Source organism: Bacillus sp. FJAT-27445 (assembly GCF_001510665.1).
Classification (GTDB): domain Bacteria; phylum Bacillota; class Bacilli; order Bacillales; family Cytobacillaceae; genus Bacillus_D.
This window is the reverse complement of sequence record NZ_LMTI01000001.1, coordinates 211,387-228,013: the sequence shown is the minus strand read 5'-3', so window position 1 is coordinate 228,013 and position 16,627 is coordinate 211,387. Positions and strand designations below refer to the sequence as shown.

Genomic DNA, 16,627 nt, shown 5'->3' with positions numbered 1-16,627 from the left:
GGAATAGCGGGATAGTCGAGACCCTGGACTGAGCGTAGCGAGGGAAGCGGCTCGGCCCCGCCCGTGGAAAGCGTCCACCCGGAATGGAAATCTAGAGCCGCATTGTCATTTCAATTTATATTTTAAATTAAAAAAGACTGTAGGCAAACCCACTCTTCGAGTTTGTCTACAGTCTGAGAAGCCGGATTTCCGGCTTCCTTCTCATACTCAAATTAATGACCTGCTTCTTCCGCTTGCTTTGCTACGAGGACAGCCCTTGGCTTGCTTCCTTCGTATGGGCCGACAACCCCACGGGCTTCCATTTCATCAATTAGCCTTGCAGCCCGTGTATAGCCGACCCTGAATCTCCGCTGCAGCATGGAGACCGAAGCTGTTTGCATTTCGACAATCAAATCGACTGCCTCCTGATACAATTCATCATCTACTTCACCTGTAACTTCCTGGATATCGTCCGGAATCATTTCCTCCTGGTACTGGGCTTTTTGCTGTGAAATCACAAACTCTACCGTGTCTTCGACTTCATTATCTGACAAAAAGGCACCCTGGACCCGGATTGGCTTTGAAGCACCAACAGGCAAGAACAGCATATCACCGCGCCCGAGAAGCTTTTCAGCTCCTCCCATGTCAAGTATTGTCCTGGAATCCGTCTGGGAAGAAACCGCAAAGGCAATCCTCGATGGTATGTTTGCCTTTATTACCCCAGTTATTACATCGACAGAAGGCCGCTGGGTGGCAATGATCAAATGAATTCCGGCTGCCCTGGCCATTTGAGCGAGCCTTGTAATTGAGTCCTCAACATCTGAAGAAGCGACCATCATTAGGTCAGCGAGCTCATCAACGATGACGACGATGTATGGGAGCAATGGCTGTTTATCATCCTCCTCCATATTATGGCGCCCTACGTGTTCGTTGTAGCCCTCAATATTCCTAGTTCCGGTAAATGAAAATAGCTCGTACCTTCTCTCCATCTCATTCACGACTTTTTTCAACGCTTGTGATGCCTTTTTCGGATCTGTCACGACTGGCGCCAGCAAATGTGGTACCCCATTGTACACATTCAATTCGACCATCTTTGGATCGATCATCATTAATTTCACTTCATGCGGCTTTGCCCGCATCAAGATGCTTACTATGATTCCATTAATACATACACTTTTTCCGCTTCCCGTTGCGCCAGCTACGAGAAGATGCGGCATCTTGTTTAATTCTGCGAGTACGGCTTCCCCGGTGATATCCCGGCCAAGCCCAATCAGGAGCTTGGAATCAGGGCGGTCATTCTGGGTTGCTTCGAGTACTTCCCTTAAGCCAACCATCGAAACCTCGGAGTTTGGCACCTCGATTCCTATCGCCGACTTTCCCGGGATCGGAGCTTCAATCCTAATATCTTTAGCAGCCAGTGCAAGTGCGAGGTCATCATTAAGACTTACAATTTTGCTTACCTTTACTCCGACATCTGGATGGACCTCATATTTTGTGACAGCTGGGCCAAGATGTACCTGGGTCACCCTTGCTTTGACGCCAAAGCTATGGAAGGTCCGCTCGAGCTTAGCGGCATTTGCGTGGATGAGCTCGTATTCCCCGCTTTGGTCCGCCTTTCTCGGAAGTGTTAATAGAGACAGTGGCGGTAGCTCATACGACTTGTTCTCTAGTTCAGCAAATGTGATAGGCGGGGAAACCAGTTCCTCTTCCAAATCCTTATTGACTGCAGCAGGCTTTTGCGTTTTTTGCCCATCCTGCTTTCCTTCGCTTCCGTAAGCCTTGTCAATGAAGCTTGAAATGATTGGCTCTTGTACCGGAGGCTTGGCAGGAATAATGTCAGCGTCCGCTTCTTGTATTTCTTTGTTTTCGGCTATTTGTTTTTCAACAGGTTTCTTTTCCTTTTCCCGCTTTTGTTTCGTTTGCTGTTCCTTGCGCTGTTTCCGTTTTCCCTGCCATTCAGCCAAATCGGCCTTAAATGCCTCTAGCTGAGTCTTATAGGCAGATGCGGTTAACGAAAATAATTTTCCGAGTGCCTCACCGAATGTCTTCCCGGTAATCAGAATTAAGCCGCTCGCAATGAGCAGGCCAGCAATAATCTTCGTTCCAGTTGTGGCAAAGAGATAATGGAACATGGCATACAGGACAGCACCAATCATACCCCCGCCAAGGTCAGGGGAAGCCGGCGTTCCCTTTACTTCATTCCAAAACAAATCCCAGGTGTTGGCTATGACGCTAGGATTTTCAAACTGTCCATTTTTTGAAAGCATGCCAAAAAGCGTTATGTGGCTAAGGATGAGCAATGCGGACAAGATGAGGTATGCCCCTACTAGCTTCGACGGGAATAAATACGGCATGCTTCTTTTCCACATCATGATGATGCTCAAGAGAAGCATTCCCCCCATCCCGGCAATGCCCCATTCGCCGAACCAGAACCTGAAGAACAGGGAAACCCCATTCCCTACCGCTCCAAGCTCCGCTATCGAAATAATAGAAAGAGCAAGCATGACCAGCCCGGCCAGCTCGAATTTGAGTGTTGTTTTTAGTTCCTTATCTCTGCTGCGTGATTGCCTTCGTTTCTTTTTTGCCATTCAAATCACCTTTATGTATGAGTCTGCGGCCAGGGACCGCATAAAATAGAACAAGCAGCCCTCCGGCTGCTTTATTCAGTATGGCATTTACAACGGCTTAACATGAAAATGCCATTTTCCTATACCGTAACCTGATTATACCACAAAGGCCCCCTTGATTGGACAGAACCATAGGATTACAGTGAAATTTTTGTCCCCGGAGCCCATCGGCCATCCATGTAATGGGCTGGGTCGGTGCTTAGTAAGCGAACGACCCTATACCCCTCGCCAAATGCTTCAACTTCCATCGAAATACCATTCTGGTCAATAATTTTCCTTCCTAGTGGAGTGGCTTCAACCTGGGGGAATATCAGTTCCTCTGGCATCATCGTATAGAGAATCATTGGATCAGCGCCTCCTGCCCTGATTTTTGCATGTCAATCAGCTCATTTAGCTTTTTCATCGCAACGCCGAGCCCCCCCACTTCATCGATCAGGCCGCTAGACACAGCATCAGCCCCAACTACATTTGTCCCAATATCGCGGGTCAGGTTTCCTTTTGCAAACATTAGCTCTTTAAACGTTTCTTCAGGAATATTTGAATGCCTGGTCACAAACTTGACGACCCTTTCCTGCATTTTATCCAAATATTCAAACGTTGCAGGTACTCCAATCACAAGCCCTGTCAGGCGGATCGGATGGATTGTCATTGTGGCAGTTTCGGCGATGAAGCTATAGTCGCAGGATACGGCAATCGGTACTCCGATCGAGTGGCCTCCACCCAATACGATGGAGACAGTCGGCTTTGATAGTGAGGCGAGCATTTCGGATATTGCCAATCCCGCTTCAACATCCCCGCCAACTGTATTGAGAATGACTAGAAGTCCCTCTATTTTTGGGTTTTGCTCGATCGCCACGAGCTGGGGAATTAAATGTTCATATTTAGTTGTTTTATTTTGCGGCGGCAATGCGAGATGGCCCTCGATTTGTCCAACTATGATCATACAATGGATTCGAGTATCGTTCGAAAGCTGCGGAACATTGGTTGCCCCAAGCTGCTGGATTTTTTCAATCAGCGCGGAACCTGGCTTTTCCTCTGTTTCCTGGCTGGGGTTCTCCGCTTGTTCGGCCATCCGTCCGTATGGAAGTAAGTGGTCCATGTGATTAATCTCCCTTCGGTTCATATAGGGATAGTATTGAACCACCGGGAGAAAATCATCCATACGTATAAAAGAACAAAAGCATCGGCAATTAGCCGATGCTTAGTTTTACGCTTCCATGATGATAGGTAAAATCATTGGGCGCCTTTTTGTTCTTTCAAATAGGTATTTATTCAGGTCATCGCGGATTTCCTGTTTCAGGCTGGTCCAATCAAAGAAATCTCGCGAAATGTTTTTTTCGACAATATCCCTAACCAGTTTTCCGGACTCTTCCATCAGTTTTTCCGATTCACGAACATAGACGAAGCCTCGAGAAATTATCTCTGGCCCTGCAAGGATTTTCCGCTCTTTCCTGGATAGGGTGACGACGACAATCAAAGTGCCATCCTGAGACAGAAGCCTGCGGTCTCGAAGGACGATATTGCCGACATCTCCCACACCAATACCATCGATCAGGACATTGCCGGACGTAACTTTTCCTCCCGGTACAAACTTTCCGTCCTTTAGCTCGACAACTTCGCCGTTATCGGGAATGTAAATTTGATCCCGTGATAGGCCGCATTCACGCGCAATCTTTTCATGTGCCTTGAGCATTCGGTATTCCCCATGGACTGGTATGAAAAGCTTTGGCTTCATCAAATTGATCATAAATTTAAGCTCTTCCTGGCTCCCGTGGCTTGATACGTGGATGGTCTTTCTGTTCGAGACAACATTCGCGCCTGCACGGAGCAGTAGATCAACGGTCTTTGAAAGAAATAGCTCGCTTCCGCGCAACGTGGATGCGGCAATCAGGACGGTGTCCCCTTCTTTAATATTAACGAGCCTGTGAGATTTTCTCGCCATCTTCTGAAGGCCTTCAATCGGTTCTCCCTGTGAGCCCGTCATAAGGATGACAACTTCCTTGTCCGCATGGTTTCCAATTTCAGCAGCCGGAATGATCAGGCCATCAGCAATATCCAAATAACCAAGCTCTACCGCAATATGGTAGATGCGTTCAAGGCTCTTACCGACTACTGCGACCTTCCTGCCTGTTTCACTGGCCGAATCGAAAATATGCTGAATCCGGTTGATATCGGAAGCGAAGCATGCCGCAATAATCCTTCCGGGTGCGCTATAGAAGGTGTCGCACATTTCCCTTGCGACAATTGCCTCGGACGTGGTATACCCAGGCTTTTCGGCTTCGGTGCTGTCGGAAAGAAGGCAAAGCACGCCATTCTCGCCAATTGCGGCCATTTTGCCGATTTCAGGCTTGTACAGCTCTGTCGCACCCTGGTCAAATTTAAAGTCGCCCGTATAGACTATAGCTCCTTCTGAAGTGTTAATGCATATCCCGACTGAGCCAGGGATGCTGTGGTTTGTCTTGAAAAATGAGACATTCACGCCTCCAATTTCAACAATGGAATCCGAATTGATTTCGATAAAATCCGTTTTCCCTTTAAACTCCTGCTCTTTAAGCTTTGCATTGGCTAGCGCCAGTGTCAGTTCCGTCCCATAAACAGGAACTTTTAATTGCCTTAGGATGTAGGACAATGCCCCAATATGGTCCTCGTGGCCATGGGAAAGGAAAACCGCCTTTACCCTTTCCTTGTTTTCGAGCAAGTAGGTGATATCCGGAATCACAATATCAATGCCAAGCATTTCATCCTCGGGGAACATTAAGCCTGCATCGATAACAAAGATATCCCTGTCCACCTCGCACAGGAACATATTCTTCCCGATTTCTCCTACGCCTCCCAGGGCGACGATCCTAATATTTTTATTCTTTTTCTTTGCCAATTTCTGTTTCCTCCTATGGTGATTTAGCCGACCTTAGATCAGTTACCATCATTATACTTGAATGCGGAAAATCTTTACAACTCTATTCCCTTTCCCTCGTGCCAGAAGTGAAAAACCTGCCATGTACAAACCCATCGATTTTGTTAAAAAATGAATGTATTACCACAAAATAAGGCAGCAGGCCATATCATACGCCTGCTGCCATTTCATAATCGCTTACAAAACTTTAGGATGGCTGGTGAATTCCAAGCACAGCCGACAATGTGGAACGCTCTTCAACGCTCAATGGAACGAGTGGAAGCCTTACTGACCCAACATCCAGCCCTTTGAGCTGCAGGGCGGTTTTGACTGGGGCCGGGCTTGGAGCCGCAAAGAGGCCCTGCATGACCGGCAGGAGCTGCTGGTGCAGTTTTGCTGCCCTTTCCAGATCTTTAGCCAAAAATGCCTTAACCATTTCCTGCATTTCATTGCCGATTATATGCGAAGCAACCGATACGACGCCATACCCGCCGATAGAAAGGACAGGCAATGTGATGCCATCGTCACCGCTGTAAAGGATGAAATCTTCTGGTGTATTTGCGATGATTTTTGTCATGGCATTCAAGTCGCCGCTTGCTTCCTTCACTGCTACGATATTTTGAATGGCTGACAGGCGGATGATTGTTTCGGGAGCAATATTAACAGCCGCCCGGCCAGGAATATTGTAAACCATTACAGGCAGCGATGTGCTTTCCGCCACTGCTTTGAAATGCTGATAGAGGCCTTCCTGGTTTGGTTTGTTGTAATAAGGCGCAACCACCATGATGGCGTCTACGCCAAGCTGCTCGGCTTTTTTTGTCATTTCAATTGATTCGTACGTATTGTTGCTTCCTGTGCCGGCGATGACAGGAATCCTGCCCGCCACTGTTTTAACCGCATGGTTGAATAACGCGAGCTTTTCCTCTTTTGATAATGTAGGGGATTCGCCTGTTGTCCCCGCGATTACTAGCGAATCAGTACCATTTTCGATTAAATGGTTAATCAATTGAGTCGTCTTTTGGAAATCAATATGCCCCTTTTTGTCAAAAGGAGTTACCATTGCAGTCGAAACTCTGCCAAAATGAATCATTGTCTTCCCCCGTCCTTTGTTTGGTTTTTAGCAGGCAAGGCACCTGCCGGCTTGATATCTTTGTATTATTCATTTATTAAGCAGCATCTGTCAATGCTTTTAAAATCCATCAGGCCTTTCAAATTCCGCGGCTTCATTTTCCAGCTGAAATGCATCATGCAGGGCATTGACTGCTTTTACAAGGTCGTCCTGCTTTACGAGGACCCAGATGGTAGTATGGCTGTCCGCCGATTGAAGAATACGGATTCCTTGTCCGGCAAGAGCCGTTACGATTCTCGCGGTTACACCTGGGACACCGGCCATTCCGGCACCGACCACAGACACTTTGGCACAGTTCCTCTCAACTGATGGCTCATGGCCAATACTGTTCAGGACGGAAATCGCTTTATCTGCCGCATCCTCTGAAACTGTATAGACAACGCCATTCGGCGAGATATTGATAAAATCAACAGATATCCTTTCATTCGCCATTGCTCTAAAGACTTCGGATTGAAGGTCGTACTGGCCTTCACGCGCGAAAACTTTTAGCTGGGTAACATTAGGTACATGGGCAATTCCCGTAACCGGACGCTCCTTAATATCACTGCCCGCGCTTGTTTTTGCCTGGCTGGTGACAAGCGTGCCCGGACCGTCCGAGTATGTTGACCGGATTCGCATTGGTACCTTTGCCTGCATGGCGATCTCGACCGCACGCGGATGGATTACTTTCGCACCCTGATACGCCAGGTTGCAAACCTCCGTATAGGTAACCACTGGCAGCGGCCTTGCATTTTCAGCAATACGGGGATCGGCAGTCATAATCCCTTCCACATCCGTAAAAATGTCAATCCACTCGGCACCAAGCGCAGCTCCAATTGCAGCAGCGGAAGTATCGCTCCCACCTCTGCCGATGGTCGTCACATCCCCGTTTTTGGCAATGCCCTGAAAACCAGCAACAACGGCGACATCCGCATCATTCAGTTCCTCTGCCAGACGATCGCATTGCATTTCAATTATCTTTGCGTTCGTATGGTCATCGTTCGTCCGGAAACCCGCCTGGGCGCCGTTCATTGCAATGGCTTTAATTCCGGATTGAAGCAGAAGAGATGTGAAGACAATACTTGAAATAATTTCGCCGCAGGACATGAGCATATCGATTTCCCGCCTGCTGATTTTCCCGATGCTCCCTTCCAGAAGGGATAATAGCGTGTCAGTGGCATAAGGGTCGCCTTTGCGGCCCATCGCGGATACGACGACGACAACCTTATACCCCTCCGAAAGGGCCTTCTCTATGTGCCTCTTGGCATTTTGCCTGCTCTCTTCGTTCCTGACGGAAGTCCCGCCAAACTTCTGGACAATTACTTTCATTCAAGCACCTCAAAACTGCTTTGTATTCACCAACTTATAGCCGGTTCTATTTCTCTCCAACAACGCCCAGACGCACAAGGCTTTCGGCAATCTGGACAGAATTCCATGCGGCTCCCTTAACAAGATTGTCTGAAACGACCCACATGTGGAATCCTTTGGTGTTATCGAGGTCATTTCTAACCCTGCCAACAAATACGTCTGGTTTTCCCACGCAATCTGCTGGCATCGGATATACCTGGTTGGCCGGATCATCCTGCAGGACAACACCCGGAGCCTCTTTCAAAAGCTCCTTGATGTCATTGGCGGAAACGCCTTCGGATTCGATTTCAAAATAAACCGACTCTGAATGGCCGGTCTCGACCGGGAGCCTTACACAGGTAGCGGCTACCTGAAGTTTTTGGTCGTGCATGATTTTTTTTGTTTCATTAATCATTTTTAGTTCTTCAAAAGTGTAGCCATTCTCCTCAAATTGGTCAATCTGCGGAATTACGTTGAAAGCAATTTGATAATGCCTGTCTGCACTTTTTACAGGAAGAACCTTCGGAGTATACTCGTCCCCGGCCAGGATTGCTTTTGTCTCGGCCTTCAGTTCGTCAATTGCAGCCGCGCCGGCTCCGGAAACCGCCTGGTAAGTAGAAACAATTATTTTTTTCAACCCATATTTTTTACGAATAGGCTCAAGCGCTACAACCATTTGAATGGTTGAACAGTTTGGATTTGCAATAATTCCCTTATGTGTATGGACATCCTCTTCATTTACTTCCGGAACGACTAGAGGCACTTCCAGATCCATCCGGAATGCACTTGTATTGTCAATGACAATGGCTCCCCGCTTTGCGGCTTCGGGTGCAAGCTCCTTTGATACACTTCCTCCCGCGCTGAACAGGGCGATATCGATGCCTTCAAAGCTCTCGGGCCTGGCCTCCTGGATGACATGTTCAACCCCATTTACTGTCACTTTCTTCCCAGCTGAACGGGAAGATGAAAGCAGGACTAGTTTTTTTATTGGAAAATCCCTCTTTACAAGTGTTTCAATCATTTGCTGGCCAACAGCGCCCGTTGCACCGACGACAGCCACATTCAATCCAGTTTGACCATTCATGTTTCATAAACCCCTTCCGTCAAAAAGCTTTTAAGGCTTAAATTATTTAATGTATGCAAGGTATCCTGGACGTGCAGCCGGCCGTTCAAACCCTGTATGTAGAAAAGCACATCAGCGGGCAACTGCCCGCCGATAAACTTTCCTACATTTTATCATATTCACCAGACAATGAAACACTCAAGTGCATGGCTGGTGTAATTTGGTTGCATTTAGTCCAAATATCTTTCCACTAGAACAGGCTGCAGCTGGACTCCATTGATAGCCGATTCAACCGTTTCTTTTAAAAGGGTCATTCTGGCGACCATGGAATTAGGCTTTTTTATGGGGTCGTCTTGTCCGAAGGGGATAAAAAATATATTCTTTGCGGACATGAGCCGCATCAGGTTCACTCCATTCAGCCCAAGGGCATCATTTGTCGATATCCCAAGGACAACAGGCTTCTGGTTCCTTAAGGTAGCCTTCGCCGCCATCAGGACCGGGGAATCATTGATTGCATTCGCGAATTTGCTCATTGAGGCTCCGGTCATCGGCGCGATCACCATACAATCAAGAGGCTCCTTTGGCCCTAGCGGTTCTGCGGTTACAATCGAATCGATCACTCGCCTACCAGCCAGCTTTTCAATCCTCTCAATCCAGTCCTCGCCCTTCCCAAAGCGCGTCTCTGTATTCTTCACTGTAAATGTGACAATAGGGACGACCTCGGCACCAGCTTCGACCAGCTTTTCCATTTCCGGAAATACAGCATCATACGTACAATGGGAACCTGTTAGCCCGAACCCGATTTTTCTTCCCTTTAGATTCATACCGCTTTCCCCTTTCGATTCTTGAGGTCGTTTTGAAGCAATTGAGTGAGTACATTCGCCAATATCTGGCCTGCCGTCTTTGGAGCCACTATTCCCGGAAGCCCCGGTGCCAAAAGCGCTTTTATGCCTCTTTTTTCTGCATAGCGGAAATCCGTTCCTCCGGGCTTTGATGCTAAATCGATGATCAAAGTGTGCACGGCCATTTTTGAGATTACCGACGCGCTGACGATTGGATGGGGAATCGTATTGATTACAATATCCACGTCACTTAATTCCCTTTCTATGTCCGATAAATGGAAGGGCTTAAGCGCCATTTCGCTAATCCTGGCCAAATGTTCAGTTTTCCTCGCCCCTACTTTCACCTTTGCACCGAGTGCCGAAAATGCCCTCGCCACACTCATCCCAGTCCTTCCAAGTCCCAACACAGCCACGTTTGATCCATGGATGGTGATATCGGTATGCTGGATGGCCATCATGATCGTTCCCTCGACGGTTGGAATGGAATTATAAATCGCGACATCATCCCGTTCAAATAATTGGACAAGCCGCCTTTTTGCCTGTTTGCTTATTCCGGTTAAATATGGGTTGGTAATACCTGTATACACCGTGCATGTTTCAGGAGTTTTGGCAAAGCATTCTTCACTCAAAATTACCTGTTCATTCGAAAAAATCGTTTCAACCAGACCTTCCATGCTCGTTCCCGAAACAGGGAGAATTAGCGCGTCCATTTCAGAAAAATCAGCTTCAGCAAGTTTTTCCTTGTGTGCCCCTGTAAAGGCATGATCCAATTGCTCGAATCCGATTAGCGATAGTTTTGCGTCCAGTTCGGTCAGCTTCCTGATGATTTCCAGCTGCCTGGCATCCCCGCCGATGATGGCTATCTGCATCCCTGTCAGCATGATCCCCTTCACCTTCTTTTCCAGAATCAATCTTTTCCCATGTCCTCATGGCTACTTAACAGTTTATGAAGGTGAGCCCTTTTCGGTGAATAACGAAAACGGCACCCGCTTCTAAGGAAGATGCGGATGCCGTCCACTATTCTTTTTCCTGCTCGTTAGGAGGTTAGTCCTCTCCGCCTTCGCCCGGAAAATCAATGATTATCATATCAGCGCCAATTTTTTTAATATGCTTCCATTGGACACGTATTTCATCTCCCTGCTTGCGGAGCCCGAACCATTTTAGGGAAGGAATCAGCAATGCCTGGATTTGCCCTGTCTGCTCATTAATTTCGAGGTCCGTCTGCCCAAGGACACCCAGCCTCTCCGCCTTCTTTACATCAACAATTTCCTTGCCGCTCAGCTCGCTAAGCCTCATTGTCTTCGCCCCCCTTGTATTCTTTTACTAGTGTATAGCCATCCATGGCAAAATAGACTATAGAGAAGGACAAAGGAGAAATCGAAGCTCCTCAAATAAGCTGTAACTCTGTGCATTCGATTATCGGTAACCGTGCGGAACTTCCGAGTGAAACCAAACTCTAAAAACCACCTACATCCATGTTGGTCTCAACCTCTTTATTGGTTTGGCGAATGATTCAATACTAGGCCGGCCTAGCTCGGGGTACAACTGTTCTCCCAAGGGATAAATGAATAAAAAGTCAATGGCCGATTCCAGCTTGCGTACTAAATGATTTTCTGGAACCAACTGGTCAATGGTCAACATTTCTAATTGTTCACGTTCATTGGCTTGATTTTTAGTCATCATGGCCGGTCACCTAATACTTATTCTTTATTTAACGGGAATTTTAGTTGATTGGAATGGAGGGTGGCGACTCCTCGAAAATGCTACCGCATTTCCTTCGTGCAAAGCTTATTCGGGGAAGCTGTTTGTCCTGCGGGAATAGCAGGATAGTCGAGACCCTGGACTGAGCGTAGCGAGGGAAGCGGCTCGGCCCCGCCCGCGGAAAGCGTCCACCCGGAGTGGAAATCTAGACGCACTGTCAATTCAATGTATATTTTAATTAAAAAAGACTGTAGGCAAATCCGAAACTTGTCGAGTTTGTCTACAGTCTGAAAGCCATTGCATTAGCAACGGCTTTGTAAGTGTTATTTCAGTTTTGCCGGCAGTTCTCCGTCCGGGCTGATTAGCGCTACGGAAAAATGGTCTGTAAAAAGGGAGTTTGCCAACCCGTCCACGCCTTCTTTACTGACGCTGTCAATCAGCTCAATGATTTCATCGAGTGAGCGATGATGCTTCAGCAGCAACTCGTTTTTCCCGTTTCGGCTCATCCGGCTGTTTGTACTTTCAAGGCTTAGCATCAGGCTCCCCTTCAGCTGTTCCTTGCTGTTTACAAGCTCCCTTTCTGTAATCCCATCCCTCTTCAGGGTATCTAGTGTTTCTTGAATTGTTTCATAGAGTAAATCCAGCTGCTTCGCGCCAGTCCCTCCATAAATCGTCACCATCCCGCTGTCCTGGTAAGCCGAATGGTAGGAAAAAACCGAATAGGCTAGCCCCCGCTGTTCGCGGACATCCTGGAACAACCGGCTGCTCATGCTTCCGCCAAGTATACTATTTAACACGATAAGGCTGTAAATATCTTCATGGCCCACTTGCAGCCCTTCATATCCGATGCATAGATGGGCCTGCTCGGTCTCTTTTTTTCGGGATAGCCGGTTCGCATGGAAAACTGGTTTGTTTTCCCGAATTTCCGGATGGCCGCCCTCATAGGAACCAAATTGTTTTTCCACCTGGGCGATAAAAGCGTCGGAAATATTCCCTGCGATCGATATGACGACATTTCCAGGGGTATAGTGGTTGAAAATATAGTCATTTAGCCTGTCACCTGTAAACGTTTCAAGCGTCGACTCTGTTCCAAGAATCGGATAGCCAAGCGGATGGTTTTCATAGACCGCTTTGCTTAATAGGTCATGGACGATGTCATCTGGCGTGTCGTCATACATTTTGATTTCTTCCAAAACAACATTCTTTTCTTTCTTAAGTTCTTCGCTGTCGAAGATTGAATTAAAAAACATATCAGAAAGGATTTCAAGGGCGAAATCCGCATGTGTATCAAGTACCTTTGCATAATAGCAAGTATATTCCTTCGAAGTAAAGGCATTTACCTGGCCGCCGATGCTGTCGAATGATTCGGCTATTTCCCGGGCTGTACGTGTTTTTGTTCCCTTAAAGAACATGTGCTCCAAAAAGTGTGATATTCCGTTGTTTTCCGGCACCTCATTTCTGGAACCTGTTCCAATCCAGACACCGATCGCCACGGACCTGACCGTAGGAATGTTCTCTAGTACAACTCGTACACCATTTTGGCAAGTATATTTCTTAATCATCGAATTCCTCCTGTTCTTGGACAACTGCTGCGGCTAGCTCTGAAATCATTTTACATGTTCGGAACCATTTCTCCAAATTTTAGCGGATTTTATAGGGTGTTATTCAACCATTCCTGCTCTTTTTTCCGAAAGCATTTCCGAAATCGGGGCTATTTTTAGCTTCTTTTCTTTTATAGACAAGATCATCCGTTCTAGAGCTTTTGCAGTTGGTTCTGTCGGATGCATGAGGATAATCGATCCGTTTCCAACCCTTGAAGAAACCCTGTTCAGAATCGTTTCTGGACTCGGTTTTCTCCAATCAATCGTATCAACTGTCCACATAACGGTCCCAAGCCCCATTTCAGCAGCAATCGTTGCGGTATCTAGCCCAATGCTCCCGCTTGGAGGGGCAAACCAAACACATTTGATGCCGGTTGTCGCTTTTATAACTTCATTCGTTTTCCTGAGTTCCTCTAATGCCTTATCTTTTGAGATTTTCTTCATATCTGCATGGGAGTATGAGTGGTTTCCAATTTCGTGGCCGGCATCGGCTATCATTTTTGCTAGCTCTGGATTCTTCTTTACCCAATTCCCCTCAAGAAAAAAACTGGCAAGGACGTTGTGTTCTTTTAAAACTGCTAGCATATCTGGGAGATATTCGTTGCCCCAAGCCACATTGACGGCGAGCGATACCATCGGCTTTGAAGGGTGGCCTTTGTATACTGGTGCTGGCGGAAGCTGCCCTAAATGGACCTCTGGTTTGATTTCTTTATAAACAAGCTTTTTCTTTTCGAATTTTCCGGCTGATTTCATTTTTCGATAAGAGGCGGGAATATCAACCTCAAGCCCATTGTAGCCCGGGATCGCTTTCCACACTTTATCAATTTTTGCATCCTCGGGGGCTACTCTGCTCTCATCAGCTACCGCTAAAATTCCCTCGTATAAAGCGTCTCCCTGCCTTGCAACAGAAATACCGCCAGTTTTTAATGAGTCTATATATTCTTCCACTAAATGGCTGTTCACAATCGAATATGTAAGCAAAAAAGCTGCCATAAAAAAAACAATTCGTTTCATTGCTGATCCCTCCTCCATACACAGTATGTATGGGGATCAGCGAGTAGAACAAGCCATCAGGACGAACGGCTTCACTACCTTTAAGTGCCGGATTCACAGTCTCGGCTGCAAATTTTTTATGTATTTATCCATTATCAAAAAGCCAGGGGTACCCCCTGGCTTCATTTGGATTTTAATATACAGGCGAATTAATAAAGACTGTCAGCTGACTGAAGCAAATTTATTTACTTCTGTTGTTCAGCTTTTTCGCGCTGTTCCTTCAGCACGGCTTTCCTCGAAAGGTTCACCCTGCCCTGGCGATCGATTTCGGTTACCTTGACAAGCATCTCATCGCCAATTTTAACGACGTCTTCCACTTTTCCAACCCTTTCCTCAGCAAGTTCGGAAATGTGGACAAGTCCATCTTTGCCGGCAAATATTTCTACGAAGCAGCCGAACTTTTCAATTCGCTTCACTTTTCCTAGATAATATTCACCAACAACTACTTCACGGACAATATCTTCAATGATTTTCTTAGCCTTTTGATTCATTTCTTCATTTGTAGAAGCAATGAATACCGTACCATCCTGCTCAATATCTATTTTAACGCCGGTTTCTTCAATGATTTTATTGATTTGTTTACCGCTAGGTCCGATGACATCACGGATCTTGTCCGGATTGATCATCATTGTCAGGATCTTAGGCGCATATTGAGACAATTGTTCCCTTGGCTCAGAAATAGTGGCAAGCATGGAATCAAGGATTTGCATTCTTCCTTTTTGCGCCTGCTCAAGTGCCTCCTGGAGAATCTCGCGGGATAGGCCTTCAATCTTGATGTCCATTTGAAGAGCCGTAACACCCTTTGCCGTTCCAGCTACCTTGAAATCCATATCGCCAAGATGGTCTTCCATCCCCTGGATATCTGTTAACACCGAATAATGTTCCCCGGATTTTATAAGTCCCATTGCTATACCCGCCACTGGAGCCTTGATTGGCACCCCGGCATCCATCATGGCAAGGGTGCTTGCGCAAATACTCGCCTGGGAGGTTGAACCATTTGATTCTAGAACCTCGGATACAAGGCGGATTGTGTAAGGGAAGTCCTTTTCGGATGGGATGACAGGCTCAAGCGCTCTTTCGCCGAGTGCCCCGTGCCCAATTTCCCTTCGGCCAGGGCCCCTGATTGGACCTGTTTCTCCTACAGAGAAGAGCGGGAAGTTATAATGATGCATGAACCTTTTTTCTTCTTCAAGGCCTAAGCCATCAAGGATTTGCACGTCTCCCATTGCGCCAAGTGTACAAATGCTAAGAGCCTGTGTTTGGCCGCGGGTGAACAGGCCTGAGCCATGGGTACGCGGCAAAATGCCGACCTGAGAAGACAATGGGCGGATTTCATCCACTCCACGTCCGTCTGGGCGCACTTTTTCCTCTGTAATCAGGCGGCGGACCTCATCCTTCACAAGCTTGTCCAGAATTTGTTTAACCTGCTTAATAACTTCGTCTTTTGCTTCCTGTTCAATATATTTAGCGAGGACATGGTCCTTCACTTCTTTAATGGCGGCTTCACGGGCATGCTTTTCCTGTACCTGGATAGCGTTTATCATATCTTTTTCGCAAGTCTCAAGGACTTCAGCCTTCAATTCCTGATCAACTTGGTACAGGGAAATTTCACGCTTTTCTTTCCCGCAAGCCTTAATGATCTCGTCCTGGAATTCAATAAGGCGCTTTATTTCATCATGTCCGAACATAATTGCTTCGAGCATGACATCTTCCGACACTTCCAAGGCGCCTGCTTCAACCATGTTAATGGCATCCCTTGTTCCGGCTACAGCCAAATGGATGTCACTCTTCTCGCTTTGCTCGACAGTTGGGTTGATGACAAACTTGCCATCCACACGTCCCACGATAACCCCAGCAATCGGGCCTTCAAACGGGATGTCCGAAACACACAAAGCAAGAGAAGAACCAAACATTGCAGCCATATCAGACGGACAATCCTGGTCAACACTCATTACGATGCTAATAACTTGAACATCATTCCGGAAGCCCTCTGCAAACAATGGGCGAATCGGGCGGTCAATTAGGCGGCTTGCGAGGATTGCTTTTTCACTCGGCCGGCCTTCGCGCTTGATAAATCCGCCTGGGATTTTCCCGACTGCATATAGACGTTCTTCGTAATTTACTGTAAGCGGGAAAAAGTCCAAGTTTTTTGGTTCTTTAGAAGCAGTTGCCGTGCTAAGAACGGCTGTATCCCCATATCGTACAAGGGCGGCGCCATTCGCCTGCTTTGCAAGCTGGCCAATTTCAACGGTTAACTTTCTTCCCGCCCAGTCAATGGAAAACTCTTGTTTCGGTGATTCCATATAGTTATTACCCCTCTTTCCGGCTCATTCGCTTTTGAATATGCCATCAGCACTAATACATTTATTTAATAACAAATTAATGTTAGTATGCTCAAAATTCAACTGACTTA

Annotated in this window: 13 protein-coding genes and 1 pseudogene; all 14 read right to left on the bottom strand. The window is 46.9% G+C overall.

All coding sequences use genetic code 11. The annotated features are described in order from the left end of the window. Window positions 1-212 precede the first annotated feature (212 nt). Window positions 213-2,567, bottom strand: coding sequence for a DNA translocase FtsK (locus tag AR337_RS01115; protein ID WP_059170167.1), 2,355 nt, complete (start codon window positions 2,565-2,567; stop codon window positions 213-215). A 176-nt stretch (window positions 2,568-2,743) separates the two neighbouring features. Next, on the bottom strand, window positions 2,744-2,950 hold the full coding sequence (locus tag AR337_RS01110) for a YlzJ-like family protein (RefSeq protein ID WP_059170166.1): 207 nt from the start codon (window positions 2,948-2,950) through the stop codon (window positions 2,744-2,746). Next, entirely contained in the window at window positions 2,947-3,678 is a 732-nt protein-coding gene (locus AR337_RS01105) for a ClpP family protease (RefSeq protein ID WP_156424306.1), read from the bottom strand. The genes AR337_RS01110 and AR337_RS01105 overlap by 4 nt, the downstream gene beginning before the upstream one ends. A 135-nt stretch (window positions 3,679-3,813) precedes the next feature. Beyond that, complete coding sequence (locus AR337_RS01100; RefSeq protein WP_059170164.1) at window positions 3,814-5,481, bottom strand: ribonuclease J; 1,668 nt, start codon at window positions 5,479-5,481, stop codon at window positions 3,814-3,816. A 226-nt stretch (window positions 5,482-5,707) separates the two neighbouring features. Next, window positions 5,708-6,589 carry a 4-hydroxy-tetrahydrodipicolinate synthase gene (gene dapA / locus AR337_RS01095; RefSeq protein WP_059170163.1) on the bottom strand — a complete coding sequence of 294 codons (882 nt, stop codon included), beginning with the start codon at window positions 6,587-6,589 and terminating at the stop codon, window positions 5,708-5,710. 99 nt (window positions 6,590-6,688) lie between these two features. Further along, window positions 6,689-7,936, bottom strand: a complete 1,248-nt coding sequence (dapG, locus tag AR337_RS01090) for an aspartate kinase (RefSeq protein WP_059170162.1) — start codon at window positions 7,934-7,936, stop codon at window positions 6,689-6,691. Between the two features lie 46 nt (window positions 7,937-7,982). Then, complete coding sequence (asd, locus tag AR337_RS01085) at window positions 7,983-9,038, bottom strand: aspartate-semialdehyde dehydrogenase (RefSeq protein WP_059170161.1); 1,056 nt, start codon at window positions 9,036-9,038, stop codon at window positions 7,983-7,985. 209 nt (window positions 9,039-9,247) lie between these two features. Continuing rightward, window positions 9,248-9,841 (bottom strand): dipicolinate synthase subunit B, encoded by a 594-nt coding sequence (dpaB, locus tag AR337_RS01080; protein ID WP_059170160.1) that lies wholly within the window; start codon window positions 9,839-9,841, stop codon window positions 9,248-9,250. Then, on the bottom strand, window positions 9,838-10,740 hold the full coding sequence (gene dpaA, locus AR337_RS01075; protein WP_082686832.1) for a dipicolinic acid synthetase subunit A: 903 nt from the start codon (window positions 10,738-10,740) through the stop codon (window positions 9,838-9,840). Before dpaA ends, dpaB begins: the two co-directional genes overlap by 4 nt. 163 nt (window positions 10,741-10,903) lie before the next feature. Then, a complete protein-coding gene (locus AR337_RS01070; RefSeq protein ID WP_059170159.1) occupies window positions 10,904-11,155 on the bottom strand; it encodes a YlmC/YmxH family sporulation protein in 252 nt (83 codons plus the stop codon). A 216-nt stretch (window positions 11,156-11,371) separates the two neighbouring features. Continuing rightward, a pseudogene (locus tag AR337_RS01065) lies at window positions 11,372-11,542 on the bottom strand (IS5/IS1182 family transposase); the annotation flags it as partial. 341 nt (window positions 11,543-11,883) lie between these two features. Next, window positions 11,884-13,122, bottom strand: a complete 1,239-nt coding sequence (locus AR337_RS01060) for a pitrilysin family protein (RefSeq protein ID WP_059170157.1) — start codon at window positions 13,120-13,122, stop codon at window positions 11,884-11,886. A 99-nt stretch (window positions 13,123-13,221) separates the two neighbouring features. After that, on the bottom strand, window positions 13,222-14,175 hold the full coding sequence (locus AR337_RS01055) for a polysaccharide deacetylase family protein (protein WP_156424269.1): 954 nt from the start codon (window positions 14,173-14,175) through the stop codon (window positions 13,222-13,224). 224 nt (window positions 14,176-14,399) lie between these two features. Beyond that, the gene (pnp, locus tag AR337_RS01050; protein ID WP_059170155.1) at window positions 14,400-16,517 is read right to left on the bottom strand and encodes a polyribonucleotide nucleotidyltransferase; all 2,118 of its coding nucleotides are present in this window, start codon (window positions 16,515-16,517) and stop codon (window positions 14,400-14,402) included. Between the last annotated feature and the right edge of the window lie 110 nt (window positions 16,518-16,627).

Excerpts from the sequence above, each read along its gene's own strand:
- AR337_RS01060 (WP_059170157.1), bottom strand. The coding sequence starts at position 13,122 with ATGATTAAGAAATATACTTGCCAAAATGGTGTACGAGTTGTACTAGAG.
- AR337_RS01055 (WP_156424269.1), bottom strand. The coding sequence starts at position 14,175 with ATGAAACGAATTGTTTTTTTTATGGCAGCTTTTTTGCTTACATATTCG.
- pnp (WP_059170155.1), bottom strand. The coding sequence starts at position 16,517 with ATGGAATCACCGAAACAAGAGTTTTCCATTGACTGGGCGGGAAGAAAG.
- dapG (WP_059170162.1), bottom strand. The coding sequence starts at position 7,936 with ATGAAAGTAATTGTCCAGAAGTTTGGCGGGACTTCCGTCAGGAACGAA.
- AR337_RS01115 (WP_059170167.1), bottom strand. The coding sequence starts at position 2,567 with ATGGCAAAAAAGAAACGAAGGCAATCACGCAGCAGAGATAAGGAACTA.
- AR337_RS01110 (WP_059170166.1), bottom strand. The coding sequence starts at position 2,950 with ATGATTCTCTATACGATGATGCCAGAGGAACTGATATTCCCCCAGGTT.
- dapA (WP_059170163.1), bottom strand. The coding sequence starts at position 6,589 with ATGATTCATTTTGGCAGAGTTTCGACTGCAATGGTAACTCCTTTTGAC.
- AR337_RS01070 (WP_059170159.1), bottom strand. The coding sequence starts at position 11,155 with ATGAGGCTTAGCGAGCTGAGCGGCAAGGAAATTGTTGATGTAAAGAAG.
- dpaB (WP_059170160.1), bottom strand. The coding sequence starts at position 9,841 with ATGAATCTAAAGGGAAGAAAAATCGGGTTCGGGCTAACAGGTTCCCAT.
- asd (WP_059170161.1), bottom strand. The coding sequence starts at position 9,038 with ATGAATGGTCAAACTGGATTGAATGTGGCTGTCGTCGGTGCAACGGGC.
- dpaA (WP_082686832.1), bottom strand. The coding sequence starts at position 10,740 with ATGCTGACAGGGATGCAGATAGCCATCATCGGCGGGGATGCCAGGCAG.
- AR337_RS01105 (WP_156424306.1), bottom strand. The coding sequence starts at position 3,678 with ATGGCCGAACAAGCGGAGAACCCCAGCCAGGAAACAGAGGAAAAGCCA.